The sequence below is a fragment of the Nitrospira sp. Ecomares 2.1 genome, assembly GCF_965152585.1.
Genome location: NZ_OZ224219.1, coordinates 1,362,770 through 1,381,393, shown reverse-complemented (window position 1 = coordinate 1,381,393; position 18,624 = coordinate 1,362,770). Strand labels below are relative to the sequence as shown.

General features: G+C 51.6%; 17 protein-coding genes. 8 read left to right on the top strand and 9 right to left on the bottom strand.

Going from position 1 to position 18,624, the window contains the following annotated elements:
• Window positions 1-151 precede the first annotated feature (151 nt).
• From ACWHYD_RS06020 to ACWHYD_RS05995, 6 genes are all read right to left on the bottom strand, one after another.
• Window positions 152-946, bottom strand: coding sequence for an EcsC family protein (locus ACWHYD_RS06020; RefSeq protein ID WP_447965006.1), 795 nt, complete (start codon window positions 944-946; stop codon window positions 152-154).
• 109 nt (window positions 947-1,055) lie between these two features.
• Window positions 1,056-2,186 (bottom strand): bifunctional diaminohydroxyphosphoribosylaminopyrimidine deaminase/5-amino-6-(5-phosphoribosylamino)uracil reductase RibD, encoded by a 1,131-nt coding sequence (gene ribD, locus ACWHYD_RS06015; protein WP_447965005.1) that lies wholly within the window; start codon window positions 2,184-2,186, stop codon window positions 1,056-1,058.
• Window positions 2,183-5,299 carry a pyruvate, phosphate dikinase gene (gene ppdK, locus ACWHYD_RS06010; protein ID WP_447965004.1) on the bottom strand — a complete coding sequence of 1,039 codons (3,117 nt, stop codon included), beginning with the start codon at window positions 5,297-5,299 and terminating at the stop codon, window positions 2,183-2,185. Before ppdK ends, ribD begins: the two co-directional genes overlap by 4 nt.
• 221 nt (window positions 5,300-5,520) lie before the next feature.
• Window positions 5,521-6,006 carry a hypothetical protein gene (locus ACWHYD_RS06005; RefSeq protein WP_447965003.1) on the bottom strand — a complete coding sequence of 162 codons (486 nt, stop codon included), beginning with the start codon at window positions 6,004-6,006 and terminating at the stop codon, window positions 5,521-5,523.
• 66 nt (window positions 6,007-6,072) lie between these two features.
• On the bottom strand, window positions 6,073-8,262 hold the full coding sequence (gene glyS / locus ACWHYD_RS06000; RefSeq protein ID WP_447965002.1) for a glycine--tRNA ligase subunit beta: 2,190 nt from the start codon (window positions 8,260-8,262) through the stop codon (window positions 6,073-6,075).
• 37 nt (window positions 8,263-8,299) lie between these two features.
• Complete coding sequence (locus ACWHYD_RS05995; RefSeq protein ID WP_447965001.1) at window positions 8,300-9,217, bottom strand: glycine--tRNA ligase subunit alpha; 918 nt, start codon at window positions 9,215-9,217, stop codon at window positions 8,300-8,302.
• Between the two features lie 262 nt (window positions 9,218-9,479).
• On the opposite strand from ACWHYD_RS05995, the gene ACWHYD_RS05990 reads away from it, so the two are divergent.
• Complete coding sequence (locus ACWHYD_RS05990) at window positions 9,480-9,800, top strand: hypothetical protein (RefSeq protein WP_447965000.1); 321 nt, start codon at window positions 9,480-9,482, stop codon at window positions 9,798-9,800.
• A 197-nt stretch (window positions 9,801-9,997) separates the two neighbouring features.
• On the opposite strand, the gene ACWHYD_RS05985 is transcribed toward ACWHYD_RS05990, so the two are convergent.
• On the bottom strand, window positions 9,998-10,444 hold the full coding sequence (locus ACWHYD_RS05985) for a cupredoxin domain-containing protein (protein WP_447964999.1): 447 nt from the start codon (window positions 10,442-10,444) through the stop codon (window positions 9,998-10,000).
• Window positions 10,445-10,562: 118 nt separating this feature from the next.
• Between ACWHYD_RS05985 and folB the strand changes: the two genes are divergently transcribed.
• Together folB and ACWHYD_RS05975 are read left to right on the top strand one after the other, a co-directional pair.
• Window positions 10,563-11,474 carry a dihydroneopterin aldolase gene (gene folB / locus ACWHYD_RS05980; RefSeq protein ID WP_447964998.1) on the top strand — a complete coding sequence of 304 codons (912 nt, stop codon included), beginning with the start codon at window positions 10,563-10,565 and terminating at the stop codon, window positions 11,472-11,474.
• Between the two features lie 11 nt (window positions 11,475-11,485).
• Complete coding sequence (locus ACWHYD_RS05975; protein ID WP_447964997.1) at window positions 11,486-12,331, top strand: PHP domain-containing protein; 846 nt, start codon at window positions 11,486-11,488, stop codon at window positions 12,329-12,331.
• A 37-nt stretch (window positions 12,332-12,368) separates the two neighbouring features.
• Here ACWHYD_RS05975 and ACWHYD_RS05970 read toward each other — a convergent pair whose 3' ends face one another.
• Both ACWHYD_RS05970 and ACWHYD_RS05965 read right to left on the bottom strand, forming a co-directional pair.
• Window positions 12,369-13,391: a hypothetical protein gene (locus ACWHYD_RS05970; protein ID WP_447964996.1), complete on the bottom strand. Its 1,023-nt coding sequence runs from the start codon at window positions 13,389-13,391 to the stop codon at window positions 12,369-12,371.
• A gap of 102 nt (window positions 13,392-13,493) precedes the next feature.
• A complete protein-coding gene (locus tag ACWHYD_RS05965; RefSeq protein ID WP_447964995.1) occupies window positions 13,494-13,907 on the bottom strand; it encodes a secondary thiamine-phosphate synthase enzyme YjbQ in 414 nt (137 codons plus the stop codon).
• A 336-nt stretch (window positions 13,908-14,243) separates the two neighbouring features.
• Here ACWHYD_RS05965 and ACWHYD_RS05960 point away from each other — a divergent pair, with 336 nt between their 5' ends.
• From ACWHYD_RS05960 to ACWHYD_RS05940, 5 genes are all read left to right on the top strand, one after another.
• Window positions 14,244-14,777 carry a hypothetical protein gene (locus tag ACWHYD_RS05960; protein WP_447964994.1) on the top strand — a complete coding sequence of 178 codons (534 nt, stop codon included), beginning with the start codon at window positions 14,244-14,246 and terminating at the stop codon, window positions 14,775-14,777.
• Between the two features lie 447 nt (window positions 14,778-15,224).
• On the top strand, window positions 15,225-16,115 hold the full coding sequence (hpnD, locus tag ACWHYD_RS05955; RefSeq protein ID WP_447964993.1) for a presqualene diphosphate synthase HpnD: 891 nt from the start codon (window positions 15,225-15,227) through the stop codon (window positions 16,113-16,115).
• Entirely contained in the window at window positions 16,112-17,500 is a 1,389-nt protein-coding gene (locus ACWHYD_RS05950; RefSeq protein ID WP_447964992.1) for an FAD-dependent oxidoreductase, read from the top strand. Before hpnD ends, ACWHYD_RS05950 begins: the two co-directional genes overlap by 4 nt.
• Window positions 17,501-17,534: 34 nt before the next feature.
• Window positions 17,535-18,194: a uracil-DNA glycosylase gene (locus ACWHYD_RS05945; protein ID WP_447964991.1), complete on the top strand. Its 660-nt coding sequence runs from the start codon at window positions 17,535-17,537 to the stop codon at window positions 18,192-18,194.
• A gap of 163 nt (window positions 18,195-18,357) precedes the next feature.
• The gene (locus tag ACWHYD_RS05940; protein WP_447964990.1) at window positions 18,358-18,525 is read left to right on the top strand and encodes a DUF1318 domain-containing protein; all 168 of its coding nucleotides are present in this window, start codon (window positions 18,358-18,360) and stop codon (window positions 18,523-18,525) included.
• Window positions 18,526-18,624: the final 99 nt, after the last annotated feature.

The window sequence follows — 18,624 nt, the reverse complement described above, 5'->3', positions numbered from 1 at the left end:
GGAAAACCTCTAGAGGACTCCACCCCTCTCATTGACATCCGGGGAGCAACGAAGGATCTGAGCCCAGCCCCTCTTCGGCCAACTTTTCCAGATGGGCACCGGCTCACAACCCTCACAACCGGCGGGTAGGACAAAACAGAACGCGACGGATCTAATTTCTGGCGGCGAATTGGCGATAGGCATCCTTCACGGCCTCTTTGCCATGAGTACGTTCCAAACGCCTGACGATAAAATGGCCGCGCGCCATATTTTGAAAATGTTCCATAAACAGAAAATTGATGGTGGCTCCCCCTGCGGCCCCCAGCAACGGGATTGCCTGAGCGGCAGCTTTCTCTGATACCTGGATACTATATCGTGAGGCAATTTCAGACAGAAGTCTGACCAACGGCGGAGCGCCTGACCCCGCCAAGCCACGTTCAAGCAGATACTTGCCCGCTTCGGTCATCGCACCCGCCAACGCCGCCCTCACTGCAAAATATCCCGTTTCCGCCCCGTCATCCGCTTGACTGGTGCCCCCCATGGCGAACACCTCCAAACAGGCCAGCTTGCTCCCGGCCTCCATAATCGGTTCTCCCTCACTTCTCGCGATATCCGCGATAGACCGCAACATCAGTGTCGTAGAGATCGGCAATTCTACGCTCAACGCCATGAGCCCCATCGATCCCCCGATTGCACCGCTGACGGTCGTCAATACCCGGTGAGCCCCATTGGCCGGCTTACCCCGATACCGTTCATTTATACTGGACACGGCCAGATTTAACGCTTTATTCAAAGCTTTTTGCGTGGTCGTCAGAAGTTTGTTGGAAAATCCCTCGGGTAGCATGGTGATGGCCCGTTCAACCGGCCCTCCGATGAGATTCGTGACTTTGGCGGCAAAGCTGGGGGTTTCTAAGAGATCTACTGCTAATGCTAAATACTGCTCGTCAACTTTATTGAGATTGGACATGAGCGCGATCTCCCCGGTTTCTCTATAGTGCACAGGATTGGAGTATTCTCTATGGTAATGAATAGCAGACACCGTCAGCCTGCCCGTTATCGATGACTAAGTAACCCCCTCACCGTCGTGGCTCAATTGTTCCCGTCATGAGCCAATCCTTCCCGAGCTTTTTGAGTTGGCAATCCGCGAGTGGCCAGGCTCGATCAATTTTTTTCGGCGACTGTCCGCCGATGAGGCCAATGGCATCCTGCCCACCCAGCAGCATTGGAGCCGTATACAATCTTACCCGATTCACCAATCCCTGGTGAAGCGCAGTCGCATTCACCTTACTGCCGCCTTCGATGAGGACCGAAGTGATACCCTGTTTCCCTAATCGAGCAAGACAGGCTTTCAACGAGACGCGTCCCGCTTGCCCAGGCAACACCCAAACCTGAATGCCACGTTTTTCAAAGTGCTCAATTTTTTTGACTGGAGCCTGTGTGGTCGTACACAAAATGGTGGGCTGCTCCTCCACCCCTTGTAACACCTTGGCATTGGAGGGAATGCGCAATCGGCTATCGAGAATGACTCTCACCGGTTGGCGTCCCACCCGTCCGCTGGTCATCGTTTTTCCTCTGGCCGATAATTCAGGATCGTCGGCGATGACCGTGCCGACTCCCACCAGAATCGCATCCATCCGGTTACGCAGACGATGGACATCCTGTCGGGCGCGTTCAGCTGTGATCCATCGTGACTTGCCGGTGGCGGTCGCCAATTTTCCATCCAACGTCATGGCCCCTTTGAGGGTTACCAACGGACGTCCGGTCGTAATCCAATATGCATAGACCTCATTCAGGTTTCTGGCATCCTGTTCTAACATGCCAACCGATACGGGGATATTCGCGTGCTTGAGTTGTTGAAGCCCCCGTCCATTGACCTGTGGATTGGGATCGATCATCGCCACGCATATCCGTGCTAGTGCGGACTGAATAAGGAGAGGGACACAGGGAGGCGTGCGCTTGTGGGTATGGCAACAGGGTTCTAACGTTACATAGAGGACGCCCCCTCGCGCTCGAGGGCCCGCTTGATGGAGCGCTAATACTTCTGCATGAGGTTCGCCGGACTGACGGTGATAGGCTTCTCCGACGATCTGCCCATCCTTGACGATCACAGCCCCTACCATGGGATTGGGACTCGTACGCCCTTTCCCTTTGGCTGCGAGGGAAAGGGCTCGCTTCATGAAAGTGTTATCTGATGGGACGGACGTCACCGCCTTTTAGCAGCCGCAGTCGGTTTTTTACGTGTAGGAGAGGGAGAAGTCTTTTTCTTGGATGTGCTCTTCTTGGCTGTGGTCTTTGTCACAACATTTTTCTTCACGGTACTCTTCGCCGCCGGTTTCTTTGGGGCTGATTTTTTTGTGGCCGGTTTCTTCCCGGCCACGACTTTCCTCGTCGTGACTTTTTTCCCGGTCGTGTTCTTTGATGGCGCCTTTTTAGGCGTTTTGGCAGAACCGGATTTGGATGACACCGCCCGGGATTTGTTGATTATGCGAAACGTTGATCGAGACTCACGTTGACTCTCCTCACGTTCGAGCACCGCTACTGCCGCTTGAGCCGCAGCGAGACGTGCAATCGCCACACGGTAAGGCGAACAGCTCACATAGTTCAGGCCTAATTCATGACAAAAAGCCACGGAACTCGGTTCCCCCCCATGCTCTCCGCAGATTCCAAGTTTAATTAAAGGGCGGGTCTTCCGCCCTTCCTGAATCGCCCATTTCATTAAGGCTCCAACCCCTTCCTGATCCAATACCGCGAAGGGATCCGCCTCCAAAATATTTTCGGCTTTTTTGTCGATCGTGGCCTTACACATCCGGCATACCATTTTCTTCCAATCGACGTTGGTCCGTTGGCAGACCGGACACCGGTCCTGGCGATCCAGATAAAAGCCGATATAGGGTCCTGCATCATCGCGCGAAAACCCGAACGTCGTTTGCGTCAGATCATTGGTCCCAAAGGAAAAGAATTCAGCATGTTCGGCGATTCGCCCTGCCGTTACAGCCGCACGAGGCAGCTCGATCATGGTGCCGATCAAGTAACTCAACTTCATGCCATATTCCGCCATGGTCTTTTCCGCTACGTCTTGAATCAGCTCCTTTTGGGCTTTCATCTCTGACGGCATCCCCACCAACGGAATCATAATTTCCGGCACAATCTTTTTGCCTTCGCGCGCCACTTCACAGGCCGCTTCAAAAATCCCCTGAACCTGCATGCGGGTAATTTCCGGCATGGTAATCCCAAGCCGACATCCACGAAGACCCAGCATGGGATTATATTCATGTAACTCTTCGACTCGATCCAGGATGCGCTGTTTCTCCTGAATGACTTGAGGGTCTCCATTGGTCACTTCCAATTTCGCGATTTCAACCAGGAGATGTTCTCGTTTGGGTAGAAACTCATGGAGGGGAGGATCGAGTAAGCGAATCGTGACGGGAAATCCCTTCATTTCCCGATAGAGTCCGATAAAATCCTGCCGTTGAAGGGGAAGAAGTTGCTCTAAATACAGCTCCCGTTCTTCTCTTGAAGATGCCAGGATCATCTGCTGCATGATGGGTACACGGTCTTCGGCAAAGAACATGTGCTCCGTCCGGCAGAGGCCGATGCCCTCGGCCCCGAATCCTCGCGCGATGTGTGCCTGCTCGGGAATGTCCGCATTGGACCGGATCTTGAGCACTCTAAACGCATCGGCCCATTTTAAAATCGTGGAAAAATACTGATATTTTTCGGAATCTTTCGGATCCATTCTTCCCTGGATGACCTGGATCACTTCGGAATCCACCACCGGAATGTCCCCCGCATAAACCTGTCCGGTAAACCCGTTCAAGGAGAGAAAATCTCCTTCGGACAGAACCATGGACCCAAACTGGACCTTTCCATTGGGCAAGACCTCCACGGCATCACAACCGGCAATACAGACTTTTCCCATCTGACGGGCCACCACGGCCGCATGCGAAGTCATCCCGCCCTTGGCTGTCAGAAATCCTTCGGCTGCATGCATCCCCTGAATATCATCAGGACTGGTTTCATGACGGACCAGAATGGCACGTTCGCCCTTGGCCTTCATGGCCACCGCTTGATCCGGAGTGAGAGCAATATGCCCGGCCGCCGCTCCCGGACCGGCCGGAAGGCCCTTCCCGACAGACTGAAATTTGGCTTCATCACTGCTTTCGAATATGGGGTACAAATATTGAGAGAGTTGTTCGGGCGCGACCCGTTTGACCGCTTCTCTCCGGTCGATGAGTCCCTGACGAACCATATCCACGGCAATCCGAACTGCCGCGATCCCGGTCCGTTTTCCAACCCGGGTTTGCAACATATACAGTTTGCCCTCTTGGATCGTGAATTCCAGATCGAGCATGTCCCGGTAATGTTTTTCCAGAGTACGCTGGGTTTTGATGAGATCCTTGTAGGCTCCCGGCAACGTGTCTTGTAATGCCAACACCGGCATGGGAGTTCGAATCCCGGCTACAACATCCTCGCCTTGGGCATTCAACAGACATTCGCCAAAAAAGACCGGGACGCCGTTTGCAGGATTTCGGGTAAAGGCCACCCCCGTCCCGCTGGTGTCCCCCATGTTGCCAAATACCATGGACTGGACATTGACGGCCGTTCCCCATTCATCGGGTATATCGTAGAGCCGGCGATACGTCACGGCACGATCCCCGAACCAGGAATCAAACACCGCATCCACCGCCATCCGGAGTTGTTCAAAGGGATCTTGCGGAAAGTCTCGTGCTGTCTCGGTTTTAACCAATTCCTGATATTGAACCACTAACTCCGCCAAGGCCTGTTCAGACAAATCGGTATCATGCTTGACCCCATGCGCCTGTTTCATGGCTTCCAGGCTATGTTCAAACCGCTCACGGGGAATGCCCATCACCACGCTGCCAAACATGGTGATGAAACGCCGGTACGCATCAACGGCAAACCGTTGATTGCCGGTCTTTTTGCCTAAACCCTGAACCGTTTGTTGGTTGAGGCCGAGATTCAAGACTGTATCCATCATACCGGGCATGGACGCTCGTGCCCCGGACCGCACCGATACCAGCAACGGATTGTCCGGATCGCCGAGTCTGGCCTTCATGGTTTTTTCGACCTGCCGCAGGCCATTCAGCGCTTGATCCCACATCCCGGCTGGAAAGCGTTTTTTTGAATAAAAATATTCCACACAGGCCTCGGTCGTAATCGTGAACCCTGAAGGCACGGAAATTTTCAGGTTGGTCATTTCGGCCAATCCCGACCCTTTCCCTCCTAAGAGTTCTTTCATGTTGCCGGATCCTTCAGCTTTTCCGCCGCCAAAGAAATAGACATATTTTTTGTGCCGCATTTCTTCGCTCTCCTTTACCCGATCCACCGGCCTCCCGGAAAAAAAGACGTCAGCACCGGAGAGGACTGAATGCCTGGCATTCTTCTCCCGACCATTCTCCCTGTTGTCAGGAGACCCTCACGGTCAACAGTCTTGTTTTTCAGAGACGCCTGGGATAGGCGTGGTGTATGAATATAAATATGTGAGCTGGTTGTTAGAACAAAGGTTGGATACACAAGCATTCAGGTTGAATGATGATTTACAGATTGAAGACGGTCTTGATATTTAGCTATCAATATTTGCTTTGTCCACATGCCGGATATTATGACAACTATGGCAAAAATCATGAGCGCAATCAATCGGTAATTCTCCGCCGGGTTCCCTGGGACATACAGGTTGCCATCCGGCCCCATGGCCAGGGGTTTTCCTTTCGGCAACCGATGTGTCTCACCCGAGATATCGGAGAAATCAAGCCATTCGGAGCAGACCTTGACCAACCCGTCCACACCCGCGACCTTTAACCACGTGACCTGAACACAATGCCCATTTTCCGGATCAAAGAGTTCCGATTTTGACACGATGCTCTCCAAATCAACACCGCTCACCCAAAGACCGGTCAGAATTAAGGCATTGCAGACAATAATAAGGGCAACCGTCACGACCAGGGTAAAGCGTTTCAGGCGTCGTGAAATCTTTGGGCTCACTCCCCCGTCCGTACTACCCCCCATCGGATGTTCCTTCCCATGACCGTCTCGCTTTCACGAGGGCGTCCAGGAATCCTCTTCCAGCGACGGTTATCCACTTGCCGATTGCAGACAGGACAGATCGGCAACCGTGAGAAACAGGTCATCCGTCGCCTTTAATAAGGAAAGGCGATTAGCCCGCGTCTGTGGGTCTGAATCATTGACCATCACAGCTCCGAAGAACTCATCAATCGGGCTCTTGAGTTCCAACAACGAAAGAAGGGCTTTCCCGTAATTCCGGTCATTCACCGAATCGCGGACTTGCTGTTGCACCACTTCCAAGGCCTGAAACAGCCGACGCTCCGATTCATGCACAAACTGTTCAGGCAGGGCCTGCGCGTTCGTCCATTGTTCTTTTTCAACAATTCGATGAGCCCGCTTAAATCCGATCATCAGCGGATCAAAATCCGGCTGAGGCACCATGGCTTCCAAGGCCTGCATGCGTGCGACCAAATCAGCCATATCACAGACCATCGAATTGGAAACATGGATGACCGCTTCCATGATATCTTCCCGTAAGCCCAGATGTTGCCTGCCATAGAACCGAAGCCGGTCAAGAATGAACGCCACCACATCTGAACCGGTTTGAGGGGTGCCACGCACCTTCCCACCTTGTCCATCTAAGATCCGCAGCGCCTGATCCACAACGGAGGTGACATTCAACCGGAGGGGCGTTTCGGCGAGTATCCGCACCAACCCATACGCAGCGCGGCGCAACCCCAACGGATCTTCCGAGCCGGACGGAGACATGCCGGCCGCAAAAAAAGCCACGATGGAATCACACCGATCGGCCACGGCGACTAGGACTCCTGGCAGCTCTTTCGGTAATTGGTCATCTGGAAACCTGGGAAAATACTGTTCACCAATGGCGCGACACACCTCTGGAGATTCGCCATCATGCCTGGCATATTCTTCCCCCATGACCCCTTGCAGGGTCGGAAACTCACCTACCATTCCGGTCGTCAAATCCGCCTTGGCCAGAAAAGCGGCGCGACGGCACATCTCGTCCAGATCCTTTCCGCCGATCTGTTCAGCCATCCATCCGACCAGATGACCCACCCGATCCACTTTTTGACGAACCGTGCCTAATTTGTGATGCAACAGAACCCCTTCTAACGCCGGCACTCGTTCATGGAGTGGGCGTTTCGAGTCTTCTGTAAAGAAATATTGAGCGTCACTCAGGCGAGCGGCCAGGACTCGTTCATTCCCTTTGGTCATGAGCGGGGTATTTCCCCACGGCATATTCGTCACCGCAATAAATTTTGGCAGGAGCCCACCATCCTTGGTGATCAGCGAGAAAAATCCTTGATGCTCTTTCATCGATGAGATCAGCACCGGTTTGGGAACCGCTAAAAATTCTTTCTGAAACGTTCCAAGAATAGCGTGAGGGTATTCCACACCGAAGACTGCTGTTTCAATCAGCTCATCCCGGTACAATGGGTCCACCTGGCCTTTCGCCGCCTTAGCCAACGCTGAGACTTGTTGCATAATGAGGCTCCGACGCTCTTCAGGATCAACCAGAACTCCGAGTCGTTTCATGGCCTCGATATAATTGTTGGCGGTGGTAAGAGGAAACGCCTGTCCCGGCTTTTTCCCTTTCGCTCGATAAAATCGATGCCCTTTCGTCATGGCGCCGGATTGAATTCCCGCAAATTCTATTCTGAGCGGTTGGTCGCCTACTAACGCGACCACCCAACGAATCGGACGACCAAATTTTGCCCGCGAGGCATTCCAGCGCATCGCTTTCGGAAAGACCAATTTACTTAAGATCTGCGGAAGCGCCTCCGTGATCACCCGCTTGGCCGACTGACCTCGTTGATGCGTTTCGACCGCCATGTAGGCCCCTTTTGGGGTATCTTTCCTACGAAGTCGGTCAACCGGCACTCCTTGAGATTTGGCAAACCCCAAGGCTGCCTTGGTGGGCTGCCCCGAAGCATCTAAGGCTGCAGAGACCGGAGGGCCTAATATTTCCTGAGTCAAGGAAGCTTGCTGTGGTTGCACACCTTTGACCAGCAAGGCTAAGCGCCGCGGCGTACCCACGACCCTCAAGGACTCATACTCCAACCGGCTGTCCGCAAAGAGCCGTTGCCCAAGATTTGCCAGGTCTTCCAATGCCTGCGGGATAACAGCCGACGGCAATTCTTCCGTCCCAATTTCTAACAAAAACGGGACAGTCTTTGGTTGAGATTTCGGGACAGACTTGGCCTTGACGTTTTTACGGGTCGTTCTTGATGGTGCCATAAGCCTAATTGCCACAGCCCCGCCTCGGGGCATCGATTTAAATGATCTGTTGTTTTCTATGAGTACGGGAGGAAGCTGACGCCTGTCGTAAGAGTGGGAACCCCATCTGCTCCCGTTGACCAAGATAGGCCTTCGCACATTTCCTGGCAAGGCTTCGAACCCTGCCGATATAGCCTGTCCGTTGAGCCACACTGATCGCTCCTCTGGCATCCAACAAATTAAAGAGATGAGAGCATTTCATACAGCAATCATAAGCCGGCAGCACCAATCCCCGTGGATGCTCCAGTAACTGCTCACATTCCTTTTCGTAGCGATCAAAGCCGGTCTGAATCAAGTCCACATCGGCCGCCTCGAAGTTATAGACAGAAAACTGGACTTCGGACTCATGATAGAGATCTCCGTATCGAACGTCTTCTGTCCACATCAGGTCATACACGTTGTCGACTTGCTGCAGATACATCGCAATGCGTTCCAACCCATACGTTAACTCCACTGTGACCGGATCCAGCTCCAAACCCCCGATCTCCTGGAAGTAGGTAAATTGCGTGATCTCCATCCCATCCAGCCGGACCTCCCATCCCAACCCCCAGGCCCCTAAGGTGGGAGACTCCCAGTCATCCTGAAGAAATTGAATATCGTGTTGGTAGGGATCTAACCCTAAATGGGCAAGACTTTGGAGATACAGATCCTGCGAATCCGCAGGAGCCGGTTTTAACACCACCTGATATTGAAAGTAATGCTGGAGGCGATTCGGATTATCCCCGTATCGGCCATCGGTTGGTCTTCGACAGGGTTCAATATACGCCGCACGCCAAGGCTCGGGTCCGATCGCGCGAAGAAAGGTTGCCGGATTAAACGTTCCAGCCCCTTTTTCAGTGTCATACGGCTGAGTCAAAATGCAGTGGTGGGATTTCCAAAACTGATGAAGGGAGAGAATAATGTCTTGAAAGGTCACAACACTTGACCCTGGCCCCTAGGTTGACCCCGGAACAGTCGAGCAATGAGGTACGCCATGAATAATTCCGTCCGTTTTCTGCGCGTAGGGAGGAAAATTTTACGTTAGCAATAAACCCTAAATCAGTCAAGATTATCGGATGGGAAACGACCCAAATGCGGTAGAGATCAGTAAAGAAGATTTTGCTCTCCACACCTTGTTTTTTTTTGGAGTCTCAAGTATATTTCGCGACTTGTTTATCTATTGAGGAGGGGTTCGACCAATGAAATCATTTTCTACACTGTTCCTCTATGCTTCTTTCGGTCTCGCAACCTTGACGATGGGCTGCGCTGAGATGAATGGCGGCGCAACCGGTGCAAGTGGCGCTCCAGCTTCACCTACTTCGCCGTCCTCAAGCGCTGAAACCACAGCCGTTACCACGGGACCCACCCGAGTCTCTACTGGCACGCAGGGCGACACGCTTGAAGCCTGTATCTCCAGGATTCCCGCTGATGCAACTGCAGGCCAACGAATGATCGCCACGACGAGTTGCGAACGTGACGCCCAGGCCAGAACCTCCATTGACGCTGTTCCAGGCAAATAGGACCATGCTTGCTGGCGGCTCACTGCCACCAGCAAGCGTTTTGTCTCTCGCCATCATTCAGATCCAAAAAATCCTAGATAATTAAAGTCCCTCAGGTCTTCGGGCTTCTCAAGCCACGATATACGCCAACAAGAAGATCCAGGGCTTTCTGGTTCCCTGATGGTGGTCCTATTGTGATTTCATCAAGATGATCTCTATTAGCTTGAGGAGAGATCTTTGATAAGGATCGTTCCCTCCATGCCGGTGTGCCCTTTTATCCAACATCGAAAGGGATAGAGACCGGCAGATGCAGTAAAAAACAACTCAATCGATTGACCCGGCTCAAGCACAACGGCATTGGTCTCCTGCAGCGCAATCCTTGGCTGATGCCATAGGATGTTAGCATCCGGACCAAACAATTCCTGACTGTGAAACACATGGCGTTCACGTCCCTGATTCCGAATCAGCAGACGAAGAGGCTGGTCGGATTCCCATTCAATCCGGGTAGGACTAAATCGAAATTCCTCAGCAGTCAACATGATGGTGGGTGGACCACTCCACTTACACGACCCCTGCAGAACGAGGAAACCGATGACCCACAGCAGGCCCGAGCGAGCGTTCCAGTAAATCCCAGGCTGTAGGGAAATCCATTTCACGAATTTCATCAACATCTCCCGAAGGGAACATACGAAATCCCTCCATTCCGGAATACGAATGGGACTATCAATGAGCTCTTTTCAAAAATCACATGCACACGACGAGGAAGATCTGACATAATGGCCCATGTCATCATCCATCGTCGTCAAAGGTATCCAGTTGTCCGCACGATGCGGGGTCACTGAAAAGGAAAGACAGCAACCTCAACCCCTCCTGGTCGATCTCATTTTCCGTTGCCCCAATCAATCGGCCTTTCAGAGCGATGAATTATCCGATACGGTCGATTATGGATCAATCACCCAACGAATTCAGGACATTGGGGAAGGGCAAGCCTTTTCCCTGATTGAAACAATGGCGGAGAAAATCTGCCAAGCCCTGTTTCATGAATTTCCCATTACCCGTCTTAAAATATGGGTCAGAAAAATTCGCCCTCCGTTGAAGAGGATTGAGGGGTCAGTCGGGGTTCAGTTGATCCGGTCACGCCAACCAATGGCCTCAACCGATCTCATGCAACTTTCTCCATTTCTGGTAGACCACCTCTCACGACTTCCTGACGGAACAGCGTTGGATGTGGCAACGGGACGAGGTCGTCATGCGCTGTATCTGGCTTCCAAAGGGTTTTCCGTTCATGGAATCGATCGTGATGCCGACGCGCTACATGAGCTTCAGGCGCAAGCCCAGGAAGCCGGTTTGTCCTCGATCACAACCGAATCCATAGATTTAGAAATGAATCCGCAACATCCTCCTGACTTGGGCACGGCCATGTATGATGTCATTCTCGTCTTTTTCTACCTGAACCGGCCTCTTTTTCCCCGACTCATTCAAGCCCTTAAATCCGGTGGCGTCATCATGTATGAAACCTTTCTTCTGGACAACCATATCCATCGACAACACCCACGCCGGAAAGAGTTCTGTCTTGAATCCAATGAATTACTCGGGCTTCTTCAAGGGCTCAGCATTCTTCATTACGACGAAGGAGATCATGCGGGCTCTTCAGGACCCGCGTTTACCGCACGAATCTTAGCACGCAAACCATAAACCCCAATCATATGAGCCGTATCGACCTTCATACTCACACCCATTTCTCGGACGGAAGCGAATCTCCCACCGCACTCGTGGAGCTTGCTCATCAACAACACGTGAGCATCCTGGCGGTAACCGACCATGACACCACTGAGGGCCTCATGGAAGCTTTGGAGGCCGCTCAGGACCTCCCGGTTGAAATCATACCCGGCATTGAATTAAGTACAGAGTTTGAAGGGCGGGAAACGCATATGCTCGGGTATTTCATTGATCTGGCTGATCCTGTGTTTCAAGCCAGGCTTGAGCAGCTTCGCGCGACACGCTTTGATCGTCTTCACCACATCCTTGACCGGCTCCACACCCTCCATGTAGAGGTTTCTCTCGCTGAAGTGGAGCATGTCGCCGGAAGCGGAACGATCGGTCGCCCGCACATTGCACAGATATTAATTGAAAAAGGATATGTGAAGGGAATGAAAGAAGCGTTCGATCGCTTCCTGGGGGTCAGAGGCTCAGCTTATGTTCGACGAATGGTCCCTGAAGCAGCCGAAATCATGACGTGGATCACAGACGCTGGGGGCATCCCCATACTTGCTCACCCCTATTGGGAGGGATTGGGTGCGGATAAGACGGAGTCCTCATGCCGGACGTTGATGGACCAGGGATTACGGGGGCTTGAAGTCTTCTATGGAACCTTTTCCGCTCGTCAAATTTCAATCAATCTCAACTTAGCCAAAAAATTTGACCTGCTCATGACAGGAGGCAGTGATTTTCACGGCACCCTGAAGCCTGATATTTCGGTCGGAACCGGACGTGGTTCGCTACGGGTTCCTCCCAAGTTGATCGATCACTTACGTCAGGCGGCTGCCCGGTAAAACCCAAGTCGCATGGGCCAGGCCCCATAACGATTGTTCAATTGTCCGTGGCTTCCACAATGTGGTTTTCAAATCGCGTGCAGCCCTCAGCCAGCAGGCGATTGGTTAACAATTCCCCAGGCCATTCAATGGGTAAGTCTGCCGTAAACACCCACACATCCGGAGACGTCCAAATCGGTCCATGGTCTTCAGGTAGATCCGGATCAAACAGATCCGTCCACACGGGCATATACACGCCATTCCCGCATTGAGTATGCAGATGAACGACGGTTCGACTTCGAACCGGGCCTTCCAGGTCATGCCACACCGCAGCTGTTTCATCAGCCAATCGATGAAGACGAACGGCGTTTTGTGCATCATACAAGGCATAGGCGGCGTAATTAGGCGCTTCCAATAATTGAGGCGCCTTGGCCACTTCGGGACATTGATTGACGAGATGATCCATAATTGCCTGACAATCATCCTCGGAAAGAGCTTCCGGTAACGTGGTGTCAGGAACGCCAAGAATTTCAAAAAATAAAAATGCGGTGGCTTCGACCGGTGGATGAAGCCTTGCCGCAATCGCCTGGCGCGGCTGTCCATCAGCCAGATTGGAAATATGGTCGTGAATCTTCTGCAAGCTTAAAAATTCCAGGGTAGAATCGGTAAGAAGCCTTGGTTCAACCGTAATCACGGCCTCTGGCGGGACATGCAGATGTCTCCGTAACAAATCCGCGGTTTCCACAGGATCGATTTTCAACTTCAACGGAAACTCCAGATTGGCCTGGAGTGATAATTCAAATGAGGCCAGAATCCCATACTGCTCGCTGTCTTCGCTCTCATCCTCCATCAGACACGAGCTGGCCGCTTCCGCCAACAAATCGAATAACCACTCCGCCATACTTTCGTCTAAGGCTGCAAGAACGGTAAGCACCTCATGTTCGCGGTCCTGATCGAGCAACGCCTGCAACACTTCAATGGCTAAACTGGGATCCCCATGTTCGTGTCGCCGGGCATTAATGAGATGAATTAAATCCCGGGTGAGGGGATCAGGACGATACCAACTAGACATTGCATTCATGGGTGTAAACGATCCAGGCGGAGGTAAAAAATACTTCTGAAAAGGCAAATCATCAAAATATCCAAGGTATTTTCACATGACCGGAACCCGTTTGCCAACTCATTACTCTCCAATGATCTTCACCAACACCCGCTTCCGACGTCTGCCATCAAATTCCGCGTAAAAGATTTGTTCCCAAGGACCAAAGTCCAAGCGTCCATTGGTGATAGCCACGACAACTTCCCGGCCCATGATTTGGCGTTTGATATGCGCGTCACCATTGTCCTCTCCGGTGAGGTTGTGCCGATACGTTCCCGTCTGCGGAATCAGACGCTCAAGAAACTGTTCATAATCATGTAGCAATCCGGGTTCATCGTCATTAATGTAAACGCTCGCGGTGATATGCATGGCATTCACCAGGACAAATCCCTCTTGAATCCCACTCTGTTGTACCACACGTTCCACCTGAGGGGTAATATTCCGAAATTCCCTTCGTTCTTTGGTCTGAAACCAGAGTTCTTCTCGATACGATTTCATGATGTCCCCCAAATCAAAGATTCCATACCAGGTCTATTTTCCATAACGCCGATCACGATATCAATCGTCATTATTGCCAGACACAACTGACCGACCGGGTCCTTCCATCCTTCGAATGAACTCGATCGTTTCCCCAGGACGTTCTGTTCGCGGGAAGACGCGACCATGTGGCCTCATTGATATGGCTGGAAGATTTGACAGGAAATAGAAGTGATGTTAATAAACTTCATGGATGGGTATTTCTTCGTACACAACCCGCTGATTTGGCAAATTCATCCCGCGCCAATCCGGCACTGACACTCGCTTGCAGACCTCACGAATAAAAAGGAGATAGGCATGATGACCTCGACAATCGGTACGGTGTTCACCCCAGAACAACCTTCTCGATGGAACGTGCTCTTTGCCCAGGAGCCTGATAAAGATTTGGAATTCGACGAAGGATTGGAAGAGGACGACCTCAACCAATCCAAGCCTCCTTCAAGGAAACCGCTTTTCTGGATCGTCCTTTTATTGGTGATTGGTGGAGTAGCGTATTGGGCCCTCAATTCAAATACCTTTTTGCCCCAAGAGACCGCCACTGAGACAACTGCCATCACCAGGAATCAAAAGGGTAATGAATCCAAGATTGGAATGAAAGATCCAAACTTTCACGAGAATCAGCAGGTAACACTTACGAATATTCTTGGAAGGTCCTTGTTGATGGGAGATCCTGCTAACGCCACGCCTGGTCCCATCGTGAAATTAGGAGAAACATTAACGATTCTGGATGGAGCATATCAGCCAACCGGATGGGTCTACCAGGTTCGAACACAAACGGGAAAAACAGGCTGGATCTCTGCCGATAAGCTCGAACCACAGGCAAAAAAATAGGAGAGGTTCCCACCCGGTAAGGAGGAACCTTCCCATTTTTTACTGGGATGGCAGGACTTGTTCCACTTGAGAATCCGGGGTCAATTACCGGGAATGAGCCCGGCTTGCTGTTGAATCACCTGGAAAACATCCCGCCCAATCCAGAAAAGTACCCTCTTCCCATCCATTGAAGAGCTTCGCAATCCTTGCTACTCTGCACTGACGTTTATCAGTTGTGTATCCGGTAATCGGATTGTTGCCATATTGAGCTTGTTGATCCATAGATGAGTCACCCAGGGTGATGCGTAGAAAAGGGGGACTCAAAATTTCCCTCCAGGGCAGCGCGGGAACGAAACTCGTTAGCGGCTTAGTCAGACATAACTTGCCCTGAAATTGAAAAGTTGCCGCCATTCATTTGTACCCCCGGTTCACGATCATTGACTGACCACCGCCTTTGGAAAATACTTCATGAAGCCGATGACTCCTATCGAAGCGCAGACGTTCTGCACAAAATATACGAAAGAAAGTGGCAGCAATTTCTATTACTCTTTTCTGTTCCTGCCACAGCAGCGGCGGGAAGCGATGTATACCATTTATGCCTTTTGCAAAATGGTGGATAGCGCGGTTGATGAACCGGCACCGGGAAGCCATCCCATCGAAGAAGTCCGCAAATGGCGACAAGAATTGACGGCCACCTATCAAGGCCACCCGACCCAACCGGTCACGACGAGCCTCGCCGCCCACCTACAGACCTTCGATATTCCGGAAGCACTCCTTCAAGAATTAATTTCTGGCGTCGAAATGGATCTGACGACCAATCGGTTTGCGACGTTTGCCGATCTCTATCAATACTGCTACAGGGTCGCGTCGGTGGTTGGACTCATTTGCCTCAAGATCTTCCAAACCCAATCCCCTGCGGCAGAAGACTATGCGGTCAATTTGGGATTGGCGTTTCAATTAACCAATATTCTTCGCGATCTCAAAGGGGATGCCGAACAGAACCGCATCTATCTTCCACTAGAGGACTTACAGCGATTCGGCTACTCGGAGGAAGCTCTCCTGGGTCAACAAGAATCGCCAGCGCTGGTGGAACTTGTGAAATTTGAATGCGAAAGAGCTCACACCTATTACCGCCAAGCTCAAGAAATTCTCCAAACCCTTCCCCCCACCGACCAGAAGTCCCTGGTGGTTTCCGAAATCATGCGTGGGGTCTACAGCCGCATCCTCACACAACTCGAAGACCAACATTATCAGGTGTTCGGCCCACGGATTCGGGTCGCCCCCATACAACGACTTGGGATTGCCGCCAATATCTGGATTCGATCATTTCTCTCCCATAACATTGCCCCATCAGTGTGACACGCCACATTCTGATACTGAGTGGAGATCTGCCTGGATTACTCACGGCTTTTCGGCTCGTCCCCTACGGATTCCGGATCACCATTCTCGAACACCACAGATCTTTTTCTCCGGCAACAGCCTCCCCCCAATTTTCCGAATCGAAAGAACCGGAACCTCCAACATCCTTTCAACACCTCATAACACAGCCCTCCCCGCTCATTCTTCCCCGGTTTTACCATGCTACATGGGCACTTTTTCAGGAACTGGCCTTCGAACATACAGGCCAATCCATTCAACCGGTTGAGCTGGAGTTTGGGACATCCGAAGGCTTAACAGAGACGCTATCCAACCCGCACGGAATTACGACTCTTCATCCCATGATCCGACTCGCCGGCTTTCGTGGCCTTCCCTGGGCTGATCGATGGCGTTTGATAAATTTTTTAGAAAAAAAATGGGAAGATCCCCATTCACCGGACCACCACCCTGACATGCTCACAGTTGAATCCTGGCTGAATTCGACACAACAATCGACTCTTGCCAGGCAACGTATCTGGAACCCATTTTGTCGATTATTTTTAGGATGTGATGTGACCCAGGCATCGCTCGAGTATTTCCTGGAGATCCTTGCGCGGTTCTGGTTATCCAAACCCAATGGACCAGAGACATTTCTAGCCTCACCTGACATGCTCGACCACCTACAACAACAGCTTAAAGAAGTCTTACTTGGAAAAGGCGTGACGTTTTATCCCTCAAATGAAATCACCCTCATTCAAGCCGACACAGAACGCATCCGAGCCATTGCCCTGGATAAGGGCGAACGTCTCACCGCTGACATCTACGTCTCGCCTCTCTCCCCTCCAGAGCTTCTTCGACTCTTGCCGGAAAGAGCCCCGGCTCGTTTTTCTTCTTTTTCCCATTTGGCTCACCTGCAGGAATCCTCAGGAACAATGGTCCGGTTCACCCTGAACGACACATTCCTTCCTCCTCGCCTTATCCTCAACTCCGGTGTATTTGATTGGATAACCAGCCAGGCCGTTCGGAATGCTGATGGCGCCAGGACATCGATCACGGGCATTAACCTTACCCCTTCGCCATCCTCAGGACATACCGACGACTGGCTGCAAAAAACGGTCTGGCCTCATATCAAAAACATGCTTCACATTTCTCCTGAGCAATCCTTCCCGTCCGGTGAGCCACCCGTCACGCACTCAGCTTACCCATATCTTCCTTGCCTGGCCGGTTTCCGCACATTTCGCCCTCTGCCCCACACGCCCATTCCCAATCTCTTTCTTGCCGGCCCCTGGACGGCCAGCCTCCTCCCTCCTTCTCTAGAAAGCACCGTCTTGAGTGCCTCTGCCTGTGCAAGGGCTGTGACTGAATGGGTTCAAACCTCTTCACATTGACATCCTAAACCGTCAAATTTAAGATCCCCCCTCAATGGATCTTCCTGAACTCAAAACATTCCTTCACGAATGCCGACGATGTGGATTATCTTCAGGACGCACTCAGGTGGTGTTTGGGACAGGCCATCCTCAGGCTGACATCATGTTTGTCGGAGAAGCCCCGGGTTTTTATGAAGACCAGAAGGGAGAGCCTTTTGTCGGAGCGGCAGGAAAATTACTCAACGAGTTGCTGCAATCAATCGGACTCAGTCGCGCAGATATTTTTATCGCCAACGTCATTAAATGCCGGCCACCCAACAATCGAGATCCTCTTCCGGAAGAAATCGAGACATGCAAACCGTTCCTGCTTCAACAAATTGAACTCATCAAACCTAAATTGGTATGCACGTTAGGAAACTTTGCCACCCAAACGTTACTGGAAAGAAAAGTCGGTATCACCAAAGTACGCGGGCAGGTCATCCGAATGCCCAACTTCATCGTGTTCCCACTGCTTCATCCGGCAGCCGCACTCCACCAGGGAAATCTACGGGTTCCTCTCAAGGAAGATTTCCAAAAACTCAAGGCTGTCCTGGAAAGTATGAGCAAAACTCCCACCCTTCCTCAAAGCGCGTCACCGCCAACCCTTCCCACATCCAACGCCTCCCCCAAAGAAGAAACCCCATCCGAGCCCCCCGCCCAAATGAACTTATTCTAAAAAAGTCCTCTCTGAATTCTCCCCTGGGGTAAAGCCCTCTACTTCTGATCTCCCTTAATAATATTCCGCTCACACTGCGGCTAATCATACACCCTCACAGCCACCGCCCTGACGGCTATCTGGAACTCTTTACCCCTTCTTCAATCGCTGATACATTCAATTTATGAAGGACATCAATAACAAACGGCGGGACGTCTACAAGGGTATTGCGCAGAAAAACCGCATAGCGCTTCCGGCCGTGGAAGCCTTAGCAGGAAAAAACGCCATCGAAAAAATCACATCTGGGCAATTCACCATGCAATCCGATGGAACCTGGATTCGCAAACACTAGAAATAGCTTTCAAGGGGGATAAAGCCAAAAGTCTTCTTGTATATAAGAGCTTGGCATAATGATTCACTCCCTACTTACCTCGTAAAATTGACAATGCCA